A 14148-nucleotide genomic window follows, 5' to 3' on the forward strand; every position below is an offset into this window, starting at 1 on the left:
TCACTCTCCGAGCGGTGCCGCGTCAGCCGCGGCCACTTGCAGCAACAAGCCCTTGCGCCCGACTACCCGCACCGGTTGCCCGGCGTGCAGCGGCGTGGCACTCGACACTTGCCAGCGTTCTCCTTGCAACTGTATCCAGCCGTTGCGAGTGTCGCGCGACTCCACCATGGTCACGGCCGTCACGCTGCCGACCAGGCCGGCGTCGCCGCTGACCGGGTGTCGCGGCCGGGTCTTCAGGGCACGAACCAGCAACGCGATCAGCAGCAGTGCGCTGACCAGCCCGAGGCCGATCATCATTGGCACCGGCAGTTCGGCATTGCTCAGAATCAGCGCGCCGATCACGAACATGACAATCCCGGCAAGGCCGATCACGCCGTAATTGGGCAGCACGCCTTCGGCGATCAGCAAGGTGATGCCCAGGGTGATCAGCCACAGGCCGATCGGGCTTTCGGCCGCAAGTGAGGTGTCCGCCGCCAGGGCCGATCCGCTCAGCAGCATCAGGGCAAACGCACAGCATCGGGTGTTCACGCGACCCTCCGGGAGAGTCATGGGGTTCTCTTATCAGTCTAGTTGAGCCTGCGGCTGGATGAATTTTGATCATTGCGCGGCCTCGCCAGTGGGCGGATTTACCTTCGTTCGCGGCTTGCCGGACTAGACTTTCCAGAACAGGAACAACGTTCATCATCGCTCGCCGCGCAGCGTCGGCGGGCAACGAGGTGCATCATGCGTATGGCAAGAAAAGTGCAAAGCAGCCTGACCCGGGCGCAATGCCAATACGACGTCGTCTCCCATCCGCACTCGAGCAGCAGCCTGGAAACGGCGCGGGTTTCGGGAATTCCGGCGGAGCGGGTGGCCAAATCGGTGATCCTCGACGACCACCACGGGCATTACCTGATGGCCGTGCTGCCTGCCAGCCGCCATCTGGACCTGAGCAAGGTGCGCACCAGCGGCGAGTGGCAGATCACCCGCGAAAGCACGCTCGCTCACCTGTTCGATGACTGCGAACGCGGTGCGGTGCCGCCACTGGGCGATTCCTATGGCCTGGACATGGTCATCGACCCGCTCGTGACCCGGCAGAAAGACATCTACCTGGAGGCCGGCAACCACAACAATCTGCTGCACATGAGCATGCCCGAGTTTCTGAAAATGGTGCCGCATGCGCAGGTGCGGGAGTTGAGTCAGTAGGTTTATGAGGTTTGTGAGGGCGCCAATCGCGAGCACGCTCGCTCCTACAGGTCCTGCGCTGAACCTCTGGGAGCGAGCGTGCTCGCGAAAAATCTTTCACACCCTATAGATCTTGCAGGAGTACCGACATGGAAAACCCGACGCACAGCCTCCCGTCCCTGTTCAAACAACTGGGCCTGGACAACGACCCGGTCAGCATCGATCAGTTCATCGCCGCCCACTCCCCGCTCAAACCCGAACTGCACCTGTGCGATGCGTTCTTCTGGAGCAAGAGCCAGGCGGATTTCCTGCGCGACGAGATTCTCGATGATGCGGATTGGGCGGAGGTGGTGGATCAGCTGGATGTGATGTTGAGGAAAGGGCGGGCGGGATAAAGACCGGACCTAGTCCTTGGCAGTCATAGCTCTCAAGGAAGAGAACGTCGCTTCAACTTCAAGATTGGATAAACCGATTCCGCAGGCCATTGATTCACGAGCGATTCTTACTTTTTGCTCTAAAAATGCCGCGTACGCAGATGTGTCGGGCAGACGTTCAATCGGATGTTGTCCGGAATTCGGGTTCTCGGGCGTGAATTGCGTCGTCATGGTTCAGTGCTCTCGGATGTCGGTGTCGGCGCAGTTTCAGCGAGGAACATTTCTTGTGCTGAAAGCAATTTGTTTCAAAACTTGACTGAATTTCCCCTCAAATGCCATATTGATAGTTAGCAAACTAACAGTGTGTGCATTCCCTCGTGCCGAATAACCTCGACGCTCTCCAGATGAACATCAGCAGTGCCATGGTGGTGGCCGCCAGGCATTGGCGGAAGATCTGCCAGACCACGCTGGTCAACTATGGAATTTCCGAAGCCTGCGCCGTCCCGTTGTTGATGATCGGGCGGCTGGGCGAGGGTGTGCGGCAGGTGCAGGTGGCGCAGGCGGCGGGGATGGAGTCGCCGTCGCTGGTGCGTCTGCTCGATCAGTTGTGTCACGCCGGTTTTGTCTGCCGCACCGAAGATGCGCAGGACCGTCGCGCCAAATGCCTGAGCCTGACCGACACCGGCCGTGAGCTGGTGCAAGCGGTGGAGGCGCAACTGGTGCGCCTGCGTCATGAAGTGCTCGAAGGCATCGACCAGCGCGATCTGGAGGCTACGCTTCGGGTACTGAGAGCTTTTGAGGCGGCTACTCCGCCAACGGTGATCAATCCGTGAACGGGTTCTTTTCCGGCATGCCCCCAGCGCGGGACTGGTTCTACGGGATCCGCACGTTCGCGGCCTCGATGATCGCGCTGTACATCGCCCTGCTCATGCAGATGCCGCGTCCGTACTGGGCGATGGCCACGGTGTACATCGTTTCCAGCCCGTTCCTCGGCCCGACCAGTTCCAAGGCGCTGTATCGCGCGATCGGCACGTTTCTCGGTGCAGCGGCGGCGGTGCTGTTCGTGCCGATGTTCGTCCAGAGCCCTTATGTGCTGGTGGTAGTCATTGCGTTATGGACCGGGATTCTGCTGTTTCTGTCCCTGCATCTGCGGACCGCCAACAATTACGCGCTGATGCTGGCCGGCTACACCTTGCCGTTGATCGCCCTGCCGGTGGTGGATAACCCGCTGGCGGTGTGGGACGTGGCCGAGTCGCGAACTGAAGAGATCTTTCTCGGCATTGCCGTGGCGGCGGTGGTCGGTGCGATGTTCTGGCCACGACGCCTGGCACCGGTGTTCAACGACGCCGTGGGCAAATGGTTCGCCGACGCGACCACCTACAGCCTGAAATTCCTCAGTCGCGACGTGCAGCCTGAAGAAGTCACCGCCCTGCGCATGGCCATGGTTGGCAGCTTCAACAGCCTGGAGTTGATGATCGGCCAGTTGCCGCACGAAGGTGCGCGGCCGCAGACGGTGCGCAACACCAAGGAACTGCGCGGGCGGATGATCCACCTGCTGCCGGTGATCGATGCCCTGGAAGATTCGCTTTACGCCCTCGAACGGCGCACGCCGGAACTGGTGGAAAAATTCGCGCCGCTGCTCACCGCCACCCGCGAATGGCTAGGCCACAAAGACGCCGACCTCGACCGCTGGCAAACCCTGCGGGATCAGCTCGAAGCGTTGCAACCGAGCGCCGAAGCCCTCGAAGATCGCAAACAGTTGCTGTTTTCCAACGCGCTGTACCGTCTCGGCGAATTCATCGATCTGTGGCAGGACTGTCGCAGTCTGCAGGACGCGATCCTGTGCGAACGGCAGGGCAGCTGGCGCGCGGTCTATCGTCACTGGCGCCTTGGCCGCCTGACGCCGTTTCTCGACCGCGGGCTGATGCTGTATTCGGTGGCCTCGACCATTCTGGCGATCATCGTCGCCTCGGTACTGTGGATCCTGCTGGGCTGGACCGACGGCGGCAGCGCGGTGATTCTGGCGGCGGTGTCGTGCAGCTTCTTCGCCTCGATGGATGACCCGGCGCCGCAGATCTACCGGTTCTTTTTCTGGACCGGGATGTCAGTGCTGTTTGCCAGCCTGTACCTGTTTCTGGTGCTGCCGAACTTGCATGACTTTCCGATGCTGGTGCTGGCATTCGCGGTGCCGTTCATCTGTGTCGGCACCCTGACGGTGCAGCCACGCTTCTACCTCGGCATGCTGCTGACGCTGGTCAACACCTCGTCGTTCATCAGCATTTCCGGTGCTTACGACGCGGACTTCTTTGCCTTCGTCAATTCCAACCTGGCGGGCCCGATGGGGCTGTTGTTCGCGTTTATCTGGACCCTGATCGCCCGGCCGTTCGGCGCCGAGCTGGCGGCCAAGCGCCTGACCCGTTTCAGCTGGAAAGACATCGTCAGCATGACCGAACCGGCCACCCTCGCCGAACACCGGCATCTGGGTGTGCAACTGCTCGACCGCCTGATGCAGCACCTGCCGCGTCTGGCGCTGACCGGCCAGGACACTGGCATCGCCATGCGCGAAGTGCGCGTGGGGCTGAACCTGCTCGATCTGCTCGCCTATACGCCGCGAGTGACGGGCGCGCCGAACGCGTTGCTCAAGCAAGTGGTGTCCGAGGTCGGCGAGTATTTCCGCGCCTGCCTCAAGGCCGGTGAACGCTTGCCGGCGCCAAGCGCCTTGTTGATGACCATGGATCGCACCCGCCGTGCGCTCAATGGCCACTGCGAGGAAGAAACCCGACTCAACCTGTTGTACGCCTTGAGCGGTTTGCGCCTGGCGCTGTTGCCCGGCGTGGAATTCGTCTCCAGTGCCGAGCCCGAAGAACCGCTGCCCGAAGGAGCGCCCCTATGATCGGTGATCTGGACATCAGCGGCATTTTCCTGCCGACCCTGCTGGTGTTGATGGGCATCACTTATGTGTTGTTTGTGTTGGTACACGGCGTGCTCACACGCCTGCATTTCTACCGTCTGGTCTGGCACCGGGCATTGTTCAACGTGGCTCTCTACGCCGTGATGCTGTACGGCGTGGATTCACTCAGTCGATACCTGATGACATGAAAAAACCGTTTCTGACCCTCGGTCGCGTCGTCCTGACGCTGCTGATCGTGACTTTCGCCGTCGTCGTGGTCTGGCGCATGGTGATGTATTACATGTTCGCGCCCTGGACCCGCGACGGCCACATTCGCGCCGACATCGTGCAGATCGCCCCGGACGTGTCCGGGCTGATCCAGCAGGTCGAGGTCAAGGATAACCAGTTGGTGAAACGCGGCCAGGTGCTGTTCAGCATCGACCAGGACCGTTTCAAACTGGCATTGCGCCAGGCCAAGGCAGCCGTTGCCGACCGTGAAGAAACCCTCGCCCAGGCCCAGCGTGAAGCCAAGCGTAACCGTGGACTGGGCAATCTGGTGCCGGCCGAACAGCTGGAAGAAAGCCTGTCGAAAGTGGCCCGCGCGCAATCGGCACTGGCCGAAGCGCTGGTGACGGTGGACAGCGCCCAGCTCAACCTCGATCGCTCGGTGATCCGCAGCCCGGTGGACGGCTACGTCAACGACCGTGCGCCGCGCTCGCAGGAATTCGTCACCGCCGGGCGTCCGGTGTTGTCGGTGGTGGACAGCAATTCGTTCCATATCGACGGCTATTTCGAAGAGACCAAACTCGACGGCATCCACATCGGTCAGTCGGTGGATATCCGCGTGATCGGCGACCGCGCCCGCTTGCGCGGGCATGTCGAAAGCATCGTCGCCGGTATCGAAGACCGTGACCGTTCGAGCGGCAGCAACCTGTTGCCCAACGTCAACCCGGCCTTCAGCTGGGTGCGTCTGGCGCAGCGGATTCCGGTGCGCATCGCCTTCGACGATGTGCCGGAAGACTTCCGCATGATTGCCGGGCGTACCGCCACGGTCTCGATCATCGACGATCAGCAGGAGCCCGCGAAATGAGCAGGGCCCTGATGATCGCCGGTCTGGGCGTGATGTTGTCGGCCTGTTCCATGGTCGGGCCGGACTATCACCTGCCGAGTGATGCGGCGATTCAGCGCAAGGATTTCCAGGGCGATCTGGCGGTGGCCGGCAAACCTGTGGTCTCCACTCCCGTGCCGGCGGACTGGTGGCGGTTGTATCGCGATCCGCGTCTGGATCAACTGGTGCAGCAGGCCATGGCCTCCAACACCGATCTGCGGGTGGCGGCGGCGAACTTGTCGCGGGCCCGTGCCCAGGTCGATGAAGCCGAGGCGGCCGGCGGCTGGAGCGGTGGCGTGAAAATGGGTGTCCAGCGCTTGCAGGAATCCGGTCAGGCATTCCTGCTGCCGGAGAAAGTCCCGGTGGCCAACGTCGCCGACATCGGCATCAGCGCGTCTTACCAGTTCGACCTGTGGGGCGTCCTGCAGCGCGGGATCGAAGCGGCGAAAGCCAACGCCGACGCGACCCAGGCCGCTGCCGACACCGCACGCATCACCTTGGTGGCAGACGTGGTTCGGGCCTACAACCAGGTCTGTGCGGCCAACGAAGAACGGGAAATCGCCCAGCATTCCCTCGACCTGCAATCCCAGAGCACCACGCTGATCCAGCGCCTGCGTGATGCCGGACGCGGGGACGAAACCCAGGTCACCCGCTCGCAGACTCAATTCAAGTCCCTGCGCGCCGACCTGCCGCGCTATGAAGCGGCGCGTCAGGCCGGGTTGTTCCGTCTGTCGATGCTGCTGGCCAAACCGGTCGATCAATTGCCGGCCGGCACGGCGACCTGTGCTGAATTGCCGAAAATCGCCCAACTGGTTCCGGTCGGTGATGGCGCCGCGCTGCTCAAGCGTCGGCCGGATATCCGCCAGGCCGAACGTCGTTTGGCAGCTGCGACCGCCGGGATCGGCATTGCCACCGGCGAGCTGTACCCGGACATCAGCATCGGCGCGACCATCGGCACCGTCGGCTTCGTCTCCGACCTCGGCGACCCTTCGACCAACCGCTGGGGCTTTGGCCCGTCGCTGAGCTGGAAGGTGCCGACCAACGGCGCCCGGGCGCGTATCCGCGAGGCTGAAGCTTCGACCCAGGGCGCTTTGGCGCATTTCGACGGCGTGGTGCTCAACGCCATCCGCGAAACCCAGACCGGTCTGGCTCAATACACCGCGCTGCTGCAACGCCGCGACGCCCTGGCCGATGCCGAGCAGTCGGCGAAGCTGGCGGCTGACCAGACTCACCGCTTCTTCCAGGCGGGCCGCGAGTCGTTCCTCGCCGACCTGCAAGCCACTCGCACCTACACCGACGTCACTGCGCAACTGGCCGCCGCCAACACTCAGGTTGCCATGAGCCAGATCGATTTGTTCCTCGCCCTCGGCGGTGGCTGGGAAAGCGGACGAACGCAAGCCTCGAGCGCCAGCAAACCCTGAGGCCGTTGCTATGCTTTGAAGTATTGAAAGGGCGCCCCGAACCAGGCGCCTTTTCAGTGCACATTGCTAGCGCAGGTCTAGGGGAAACCAATAATGAAAAACCCTTACGCTCTCGGCTTCTGGTGCGCCCTGGTCGCACTGGTGCTGCTGTCGGCCACCTATTTCTACGGCATCATGCTGGCTCATCAGATCGACAAGGCGATGGTCTTCCTCGACAGCGCGACCGCGCTGATCGCGGTGATGGCGATCGTGGTGGTGGCCTGGGCATCGGTCCAGGTGCAGCGGCTCAAGAAACGCCAGCTTCAGCAAAGCAAGACGCTGCTGCTGATCTGGGACACCAAAGTCGCGCTGCGCAAAGTCGAAACCGTGTTCGACCGCTACTTCTGGGGCAGCTACTGGCAACCGGGACGCACTTTCGCCGAGGTCATGGGCGAACTCACCGGCACTCCGCTGGAAAAAAGCCTCGAAGCCCTGAAAAAACAATGCCTGGCTCTGGACAAACAAGTCGCCGATGACGGCTGGCACTGGTTGAACAATGCCCGTGAATTGTCCGACGTCGCGACCGCCATGGCCCGCGAGCGCTATCAGCTGGATTTCTGCGACCCACGCGGCGACGGGCCGGGCGGGGCGGTGATCGACCGGGATTTCGAGGTGCTGGTGTACACCTGGACCGCACGCCTGAAAAGCTTCGATCATCAGCTCGATGAGATCGAGCTGCAGTATTCCTGACCTCCCAAAAGATCGCCGAACCCGGCGATCTTTTTGTTTGTCCATGTCCCGTGGACACTCTTTAACCTTTAAACATTGGGCCGCCCCGCGCTGCCAGTGCTAATCTCCACCGCTAAATTCAGCGGAGTCGCGCCACGGCCCGGTCACGGGTTCACGGAAGACGACCACACCTTCAGCCACGGAAATCGATCAGGTCATTCATGAATAAATCAGCAGGCGTGCTTCTCGGAATTGTTGTTGCGATCGGCGCCATCAGCGTCGGCGGGGCCTGGTACACCGGCACCAAAATCGAAGGCGTACTGAACAATGCCGTCGCCAATGCCAACAGCGAGTTGCAGACCGCTATGGCCGGCTCCAACGGCAGTGCGTCGCTGGAACTGGTGTCGCTGGAGCGCAACACCTTCAGCAGCACCGCGCACTATCGCCTCAAGGGTGAAGGCGAGATGTTCGGCGAAGCGCCGGTCGAGCTGCTGTTCGTCGACCATATCGAGCACGGCCCGCTGCCGTTCTCGCGTCTGGTCTCGCTGAAATGGCTGCCGGTCATGGCCACCAGTCACTATGAGCTGGAAAAGACCCCGATCACCGAGAAATGGTTCGCCGCCACCAAGGGCGCTGCGCCACTCAAAGGTGTGGTCAACATCGGCTATGACCAGTCCACCACTGGCAATATCGAACTGCTGCCGCTGGAAACCGCGCTGGACGACAAGTCGAGCCTGAAGTTTTCCGGCCTGAACATGGACATTTCCGCCAGTGCCCAGGCACAGAAGGTCAAGGCCAACGGCTACATGGACAGCCTGCACCTGACCACCGTGGCTGAAGACCAGGCGCCGGTGCAGATCGAACTCAATGGCCTGACCCTGGCCAGCAACCTCGCCAAGAGCAGCTATGGCTACTACACCGGCGAAAACACCCTGGAACTGACCAGCAGCAAGACTACCTTCGGCGCCAAGCAGTCCGTGCTGGGCGTCAAGAACTTCGAGATGAAGAACCTCACCGAAGAAAACGGCACGAACGCTTCCGGCCGTGCCGACTACAAAATCGGTGAAGTGACCCTCAACGACAAGAAAATCGGTTCGGCCAATCTGGCCATGAGCCTTAAAAACCTCGACATCCCGTCGGCTCTGTCGCTGATGCAGATCTACCAGACCAAGCTGCAGCCATACGAAAAAGCCGCTGCCGAAGCCACCGCCGCCGGTCTGCCGGCACCGGAGCTGAACCTGACCGAAGCCGAGTCCACTCAGGTCAAGGCTGACCTGCAAAAACTGCTGGCGGCCGGGCCGCAACTGGCGCTGGAAGACCTGTCGCTGAAAACCGCCAACGGTGAAAGCCGTGCCAATCTGGTGCTCGACCTGACCAAGCCACAGTCGATGGACCTGCCGCCGGATCAACTGGGCAAGCAACTGATCGCCCTGCTTGACGTCAACGTGCTGGTGTCCAAGCCGATGCTGGTCGATCTGCTCAGCGTGCAGGCGCAACTCGATGGTCAGACCGATGCCAAAGCCATCGTCGACCAGGCCAGCGCCGGAGCCGACATGTTCGCCGGCATGGCCGTCGGTTCGCAGTTGGCGACCCTGGATGGCACCAACGTTGTCACCAAGCTGCATTACGCCGCCAATCAGGTGGAGTTCAACGGCCAGAAGATGACCGTCGAGCAGTTCGTCGGTTTCCTGATGAGCAAATTCGCTGGTGTCAACGTCAGCCAGGAACAGTAACCCCCCTCGCTACACCTCAACGCCCGGCCTTTGCTCCCCGCAAACGCCGGGCGTTTTGCTGTCTGGAATCGGCGTGAGCGGCGTGAGCCAGCGTTTTCGGTCACGAATCTGAACAAATATTGTGTTCTGAATATTGATCTACGCTTGCGTGCAAGACTGCTTGGATAGCTTGGCCAGGTAAATCGACTTGGTCTCCGTTACGAATTGGGCAAGGGGGAGCATTGCTACCCGGCTGGCCATGTAAGGATGCTGACGAATGCCGCGTATTGATGTTCCTGTAATACATCGTGGTTTACGCCCTTTGTTTCGAGTCGCGCTTTGCAGTCAGTTGCTCTGGCCGGTGCTCGCGTTGGCCGATACGGCCTACGATCAAATGGTGCTTGATGCCCGGGCAGGGCATTACACGCCCGCGCTGACCGCTTTGCGTCAGGTGCCGCCGGCCCAGGCCACGCCGGGACAGATCAGCGATCACCTGCAAATCGCCAGCTGGGCCGGGCTTGATGCCGAAGTGGTGCAAGTTTACGAGACCCAGGGGCGCGGCCGCGCATTGCCGACCCAGGCCCTGACCGCCACCGCTCGCGCCTATCGCAATCTCAAGCGCTGGGAACAGGCCATCGAGGTCTACAACAAGGCCCTGGCGCAGGAACCGAACAACGCCGACCTGCAACTCGGTCTCGCGCTGACCCAGGCAGACTCTGGCAAACCCGATGAGGCCGTGACCCGTGCCAAGGCATTGGTTGCCGCCAAACCCGATGATCCTTCCCGCCGTCTCGCACTGGGCTATGCCCTGACCCGTGCTGGCAAGCAATACGATGCGTTGTTCGAATACGATCAGGCCTTCGCTCGCGCCGGCAGCAAACCGGAAGTCGCCCGTGAATACGTGGTCGCTCTGCAAAAGGCCCGTATGCCCGAGCCGGCGCTGCGCCTGGCCAATCAGCGGCCGGGGCTGATCGATCCGGTGACTCTGCGTCGTCTCGAAGGCGATCTGGCTGCCGAGCGGGTGCGCCTCGCCGAATTCGCCACCCGCAGCGAAAAAGAACGCTACGTGATCGCCGACCGCGCACTGGCCGACTACGACAAGCTGCTCGCCACCTGGACCCCGGATGCCGGCGCCCACGACGACGTGACCCGCTGGCGCATCGACCGCATGGGCGCGCTCAAGGCCCGTGCGCGTACGGCCGACGTCATTGCCGAATACCAGAAACTGCAAGGGGAAGGCGTGAAGATTCCGACCTACGCCCTGCGCTGGGTGGCTGCTTCGTATCTGGATCAGCGTCAGCCCGAGGTCTCCACTGACCTGTATCGTCAGGTGCTCTCGGCGCCGGACGCCGATGCCGGCGATCGCCTCGAAGACACCACCGCGCTGTATTACTCGTTGCTGGAAAGCGACCGTGTTGAGGAGGCGCGCAAGGTCGCCGAAGATCTGGCCAAAAACGAGAAACCGCGCGTCGAACTCAAGGGCTTGCCGATCGGTAACCCCAGCGACGACTGGATGGATGCGCAATTGCTCTCGGCTCAGGCTGCCGGCACCTACGGCGCGGACCTGCCCCATGGCGAGGATCGCTTGCAGACGCTGGTCGATCAGGCGCCGGGCAACGTCGGCCTGCGCCTGTCCCAGGCCGATCTTTACCTGGCGCGACAATGGCCGCGCCGCGCCGAGAGCCAGCTCAAGGAAGTCGAGAGTATGGTGCCCCGGGACATGGGACTGGAGGTGGCTCAGGCCCGAACCGCCATGACGCTTCAGGAATGGCGGCAGATGGACGCGCTGACCGACGACGTCGTGGAACGCTTCCCGGACAACCGCCAGGTGCAGCGAGCGGCCCGCGAGCGTGAAGTGCATGACATGTCCGAATTGCGCGTTGAAGCCTACGGCGGCAAGGCCAATGGCGGCAGCGGTGGCAATGCCGGCGCGGTCAGCGGCAGCCGGGACTTCGGTATCCAGAGCACGCTCTACAGTCCGCCGATCGATGAGGACTGGCGCGTGTTCGCCGGGGTCGGTTATGCCACCGGTGACTTCGCCGAAGGCACCGGCAACCACCGCTTCCAGCGTGTCGGTCTGGAGCGGCGCACCCGCGACATGACCCTTGAAGCTGAAGTCTCCAACCATTCCTACGGTTACGGCGACAAGCAGGGCGCCCGCCTGGCGATTGCCCGGGACATCAATGACAACTGGCAGTACGGCGGCAGCCTTGAATACCTGTCGGCGGAGACCCCGTTGCGGGCGCTCAACAGCGACATCAAGGCCAACGGCGGCAGCGGTTTCATCCGCTGGCGCGCGAATGAAAGCCGCGAGTGGAAACTGTCGGTCAGCCCGTCGCATTTCAGCGACGGCAACAACCGTGTCGAAGCCTTGCTGACCGGCCGCGAAGGCGTCTACAGCACCACCCACGTGCAGGTCGACGCCGGTCTGGAAGTCAGCACCAGTCATAACTCCAAATCCGAAGACGTGCCGTACTTCAACCCGAAGGCGGACTTCAGCGTGATGCCGACGGTCAACGTCAACCACGTGCTCTACCACCGCTACGAAACCTCCTGGAGCCAGCAATTCCAGGCCGGTGCGGGTACGTACAGCCAGCGTGATCACGGCACCGGCGGCATGGCGATGCTCGGCTACGGCCAGCGTTATGCCTGGAACGATGTATTCGAGGTGGGCGGTTTGTTCAGTGTGATCAACCGGCCCTACGACGGTGACCGGGAAACCGATCTGCGTCTGCTCGTCGACCTCACTTTCCGCTTCTAGAAGAGTTTGAAGATGCCTTTGATTTCGCGTTTCATCCTTCTGCTGGGAGTGCTGCTGGTCAGCGCCTGCGCCCAGCAAGCCCCGGCCTTCGCGCCGCCGTCCGAGCGTCCGCTGGCGGCCAATGAAAAGCCATGGCCGAAAAACCACGTGCTGGGCATTGCCTACCACGACGTCGAAGATCGCGATCCCGATCAGGCCGTAGTGGCCGTGCGCACCGAGCGCATGATCGAGCAGCTGGCCTGGCTGCGGGAAAACAACTACAAGCCGGTGACGGTCGATCAGATCATGGCCGCGCGCAAGGGCGGGCCGGAACTGCCGCCCAAAGCGATCCTGCTCAGCTTCGACGACGGCTACGCGAGTTTCTACACCCGTGTGATGCCGGTGCTGCGCGCCTACAACTGGCATGCGCTGCTGGCGCCGGTCGGGGTCTGGATCGATACACCGCTGAATCAACCGGTGGATTTTGCCGGCGCCATGCGCCCGCGTTCCGACTTTCTGACCTGGGATCAGGTGCGGGAAATTTCGCAATCGGGCCTGGTGGAAATCGCCGCCCACACCGATGCCAGCCACAAAGGCATCCTCGCCAACCCGCAAGGCAACATGCAGCCGGCCGCCGCAACCCGTCGCTACGATCCGGTGACCAGGCGCTACGAATCCGAAGCGCAATTCCAGGCACGGATTCGCACTGACGTGGCCACCATCTCAGAGAAAATCCGCAAGGCCACCGGTAAAAAACCACGAATCTGGGTCTGGCCCTACGGGACGGCGGACGGTACTTCGCTGACCGTTGTCAGCGAGCAGGGCTACGAAATGGCCCTGACCCTCGACGACGGTCTCGATGCCCTCGACAACCTGATGAGCAGCCCACGTTTCCTCGTGGCCTCGGACCCGGATGGCGAGCATTTCGCCAACAGCATCGTGGCCGTGCAGTCGGATTTCGCCATGCGCGTGGTGCACGTGGATCTGGACAACGTCTATGACCCGGATCCGGCGCAGCAGGAGGTCAATCTCGGCAAGCTGATCCAGCGCATGTCCGACATGGGCGCCAACACGGTGTTCCTGCAAGCCTTCGCCGATCCGAAGGGTGATGGTCTGGTGCATTCGCTGTACTTCCCCAACCGTCATCTGCCGATGCGCGCCGACCTCTTCGACCGCGTCGCCTGGCAGCTGCGTACCCGGGCCCACGTGAAGGTGTTCGCCTGGATGCCGGTGCTGAGTTTTGCGCTGGATTCGACATTGCCGCGGGTCACGCGCTGGGATCCGAAGACTGGCACTACCGCTGTCGATCCGGATCAGTACAAGCGGCTGTCACCGTTCGACCCCGAGGTGCGGCGGATCATTGGTGAAATCTACGAAGACGTGGCGCGTCTGACCTCGGTGGACGGCATTCTCTACCACGATGACGCCGTGCTGTCGGACTTCGAGGACGCCAGTCCCGAGGCCTTGAAGGCCTATGCCGCCCACGGTCTGCCGGGCTCGATTGCCGCCCTGCGTGATGATCCGGCAGCCATGCAGCGCTGGACGCGATTCAAGAGCCGCTACCTGATCGACTTCACCAATGAACTGACCGCCAAAGTGCGGGCGATCCGTGGCCCGCAGGTGCTCACCGCGCGCAACATCTTCGCCGAGCCGATTCTCAATCCCGGGAGCGAAGCGTGGTTCGCGCAGAACCTCGACGACTTCCTTGTGAGCTATGACTGGACGGCGCCGATGGCCATGCCACTCATGGAAAAGCAGACCCCTGCGCAATCCGGCCCGTGGCTGGAAGAACTGGTGGCGAAAATCAAACAACGCCCCGGTGCGCTGGATCGCACGGTGTTCGAATTGCAGGCACGGGACTGGACGAAGAAGGATCAGGCCGACATCGACGGTGCGCAACTGGCCGACTGGATGGGCCGCCTCAAGCGTCAGGGCGCCACCAGTTTCGGTTACTACCCGGACAACTTCCTCGAGAACCTGCCGGACCTGAAAACCGTGCGGCCTGCGCTCTCCAACAAATGGAACCCATGA

Annotated in this window: 13 protein-coding genes; 11 read left to right on the forward strand and 2 right to left on the reverse strand. The window is 62.2% G+C overall.

The features are described from left to right. A complete protein-coding gene (locus J5M72_RS21795) occupies nt 1-549 on the reverse strand; it encodes an NfeD family protein (RefSeq protein WP_207867062.1) in 549 nt (182 codons plus the stop codon). 174 nt (nt 550-723) lie between these two features. Here J5M72_RS21795 and J5M72_RS21800 point away from each other — a divergent pair, with 174 nt between their 5' ends. Together J5M72_RS21800 and J5M72_RS21805 are read left to right on the forward strand one after the other, a co-directional pair. Then, nucleotides 724-1185: a YbaK/EbsC family protein gene (locus J5M72_RS21800; RefSeq protein WP_085712631.1), complete on the forward strand. Its 462-nt coding sequence runs from the start codon at nt 724-726 to the stop codon at nt 1183-1185. Between the two features lie 128 nt (nt 1186-1313). Further along, nucleotides 1314-1559, forward strand: a complete 246-nt coding sequence (locus J5M72_RS21805; protein ID WP_169428329.1) for a DUF2789 domain-containing protein — start codon at nt 1314-1316, stop codon at nt 1557-1559. Nucleotides 1560-1568: 9 nt separating this feature from the next. Here J5M72_RS21805 and J5M72_RS21810 read toward each other — a convergent pair whose 3' ends face one another. Next, nucleotides 1569-1769 (reverse strand): hypothetical protein, encoded by a 201-nt coding sequence (locus J5M72_RS21810; RefSeq protein WP_169428330.1) that lies wholly within the window; start codon nt 1767-1769, stop codon nt 1569-1571. A 173-nt stretch (nt 1770-1942) separates the two neighbouring features. Between J5M72_RS21810 and J5M72_RS21815 the strand changes: the two genes are divergently transcribed. From J5M72_RS21815 to pgaB, 9 genes are all read left to right on the forward strand, one after another. Next, entirely contained in the window at nt 1943-2371 is a 429-nt protein-coding gene (locus J5M72_RS21815; RefSeq protein WP_011331882.1) for a MarR family transcriptional regulator, read from the forward strand. After that, complete coding sequence (locus tag J5M72_RS21820; RefSeq protein ID WP_207867063.1) at nt 2368-4431, forward strand: FUSC family protein; 2064 nt, start codon at nt 2368-2370, stop codon at nt 4429-4431. Before J5M72_RS21815 ends, J5M72_RS21820 begins: the two co-directional genes overlap by 4 nt. Next, nucleotides 4428-4637 carry a DUF1656 domain-containing protein gene (locus J5M72_RS21825; RefSeq protein WP_007957657.1) on the forward strand — a complete coding sequence of 70 codons (210 nt, stop codon included), beginning with the start codon at nt 4428-4430 and terminating at the stop codon, nt 4635-4637. Before J5M72_RS21820 ends, J5M72_RS21825 begins: the two co-directional genes overlap by 4 nt. Next, a complete protein-coding gene (locus J5M72_RS21830) occupies nt 4634-5518 on the forward strand; it encodes an HlyD family secretion protein (RefSeq protein WP_169428332.1) in 885 nt (294 codons plus the stop codon). Before J5M72_RS21825 ends, J5M72_RS21830 begins: the two co-directional genes overlap by 4 nt. After that, the gene (locus tag J5M72_RS21835; protein ID WP_207867064.1) at nt 5515-6957 is read left to right on the forward strand and encodes an efflux transporter outer membrane subunit; all 1443 of its coding nucleotides are present in this window, start codon (nt 5515-5517) and stop codon (nt 6955-6957) included. The genes J5M72_RS21830 and J5M72_RS21835 overlap by 4 nt, the downstream gene beginning before the upstream one ends. A 93-nt stretch (nt 6958-7050) precedes the next feature. Further along, the gene (locus J5M72_RS21840) at nt 7051-7686 is read left to right on the forward strand and encodes an NADH:ubiquinone oxidoreductase subunit N (protein WP_169428334.1); all 636 of its coding nucleotides are present in this window, start codon (nt 7051-7053) and stop codon (nt 7684-7686) included. Nucleotides 7687-7886: 200 nt separating this feature from the next. After that, a complete protein-coding gene (locus tag J5M72_RS21845) occupies nt 7887-9398 on the forward strand; it encodes a YdgA family protein (protein ID WP_207867065.1) in 1512 nt (503 codons plus the stop codon). A 256-nt stretch (nt 9399-9654) separates the two neighbouring features. Continuing rightward, nucleotides 9655-12138, forward strand: coding sequence for a poly-beta-1,6 N-acetyl-D-glucosamine export porin PgaA (gene pgaA, locus J5M72_RS21850; RefSeq protein WP_207867066.1), 2484 nt, complete (start codon nt 9655-9657; stop codon nt 12136-12138). A 12-nt stretch (nt 12139-12150) separates the two neighbouring features. Next, entirely contained in the window at nt 12151-14148 is a 1998-nt protein-coding gene (pgaB, locus tag J5M72_RS21855; RefSeq protein WP_207867067.1) for a poly-beta-1,6-N-acetyl-D-glucosamine N-deacetylase PgaB, read from the forward strand.

The sequence above is a fragment of the Pseudomonas sp. 58(2021) genome (genome assembly GCF_017491585.1).
GTDB classification, from domain to species: Bacteria; Pseudomonadota; Gammaproteobacteria; order Pseudomonadales; family Pseudomonadaceae; genus Aquipseudomonas; species Aquipseudomonas fluorescens_BT.

What these genes read in the sequence shown, in the direction of transcription:
- pgaA (WP_207867066.1), top strand. Translation starts at nt 9,655, where the DNA reads ATGCCGCGTATTGATGTTCCTGTAATACATCGTGGTTTACGCCCTTTG.
- J5M72_RS21845 (WP_207867065.1), top strand. Translation starts at nt 7,887, where the DNA reads ATGAATAAATCAGCAGGCGTGCTTCTCGGAATTGTTGTTGCGATCGGC.
- J5M72_RS21840 (WP_169428334.1), top strand. Translation starts at nt 7,051, where the DNA reads ATGAAAAACCCTTACGCTCTCGGCTTCTGGTGCGCCCTGGTCGCACTG.
- J5M72_RS21810 (WP_169428330.1), bottom strand. Translation starts at nt 1,769, where the DNA reads ATGACGACGCAATTCACGCCCGAGAACCCGAATTCCGGACAACATCCG.
- J5M72_RS21795 (WP_207867062.1), bottom strand. Translation starts at nt 549, where the DNA reads ATGACTCTCCCGGAGGGTCGCGTGAACACCCGATGCTGTGCGTTTGCC.
- J5M72_RS21805 (WP_169428329.1), top strand. Translation starts at nt 1,314, where the DNA reads ATGGAAAACCCGACGCACAGCCTCCCGTCCCTGTTCAAACAACTGGGC.
- pgaB (WP_207867067.1), top strand. Translation starts at nt 12,151, where the DNA reads ATGCCTTTGATTTCGCGTTTCATCCTTCTGCTGGGAGTGCTGCTGGTC.
- J5M72_RS21830 (WP_169428332.1), top strand. Translation starts at nt 4,634, where the DNA reads ATGAAAAAACCGTTTCTGACCCTCGGTCGCGTCGTCCTGACGCTGCTG.
- J5M72_RS21825 (WP_007957657.1), top strand. Translation starts at nt 4,428, where the DNA reads ATGATCGGTGATCTGGACATCAGCGGCATTTTCCTGCCGACCCTGCTG.
- J5M72_RS21800 (WP_085712631.1), top strand. Translation starts at nt 724, where the DNA reads ATGCGTATGGCAAGAAAAGTGCAAAGCAGCCTGACCCGGGCGCAATGC.
- J5M72_RS21815 (WP_011331882.1), top strand. Translation starts at nt 1,943, where the DNA reads ATGAACATCAGCAGTGCCATGGTGGTGGCCGCCAGGCATTGGCGGAAG.
- J5M72_RS21835 (WP_207867064.1), top strand. Translation starts at nt 5,515, where the DNA reads ATGAGCAGGGCCCTGATGATCGCCGGTCTGGGCGTGATGTTGTCGGCC.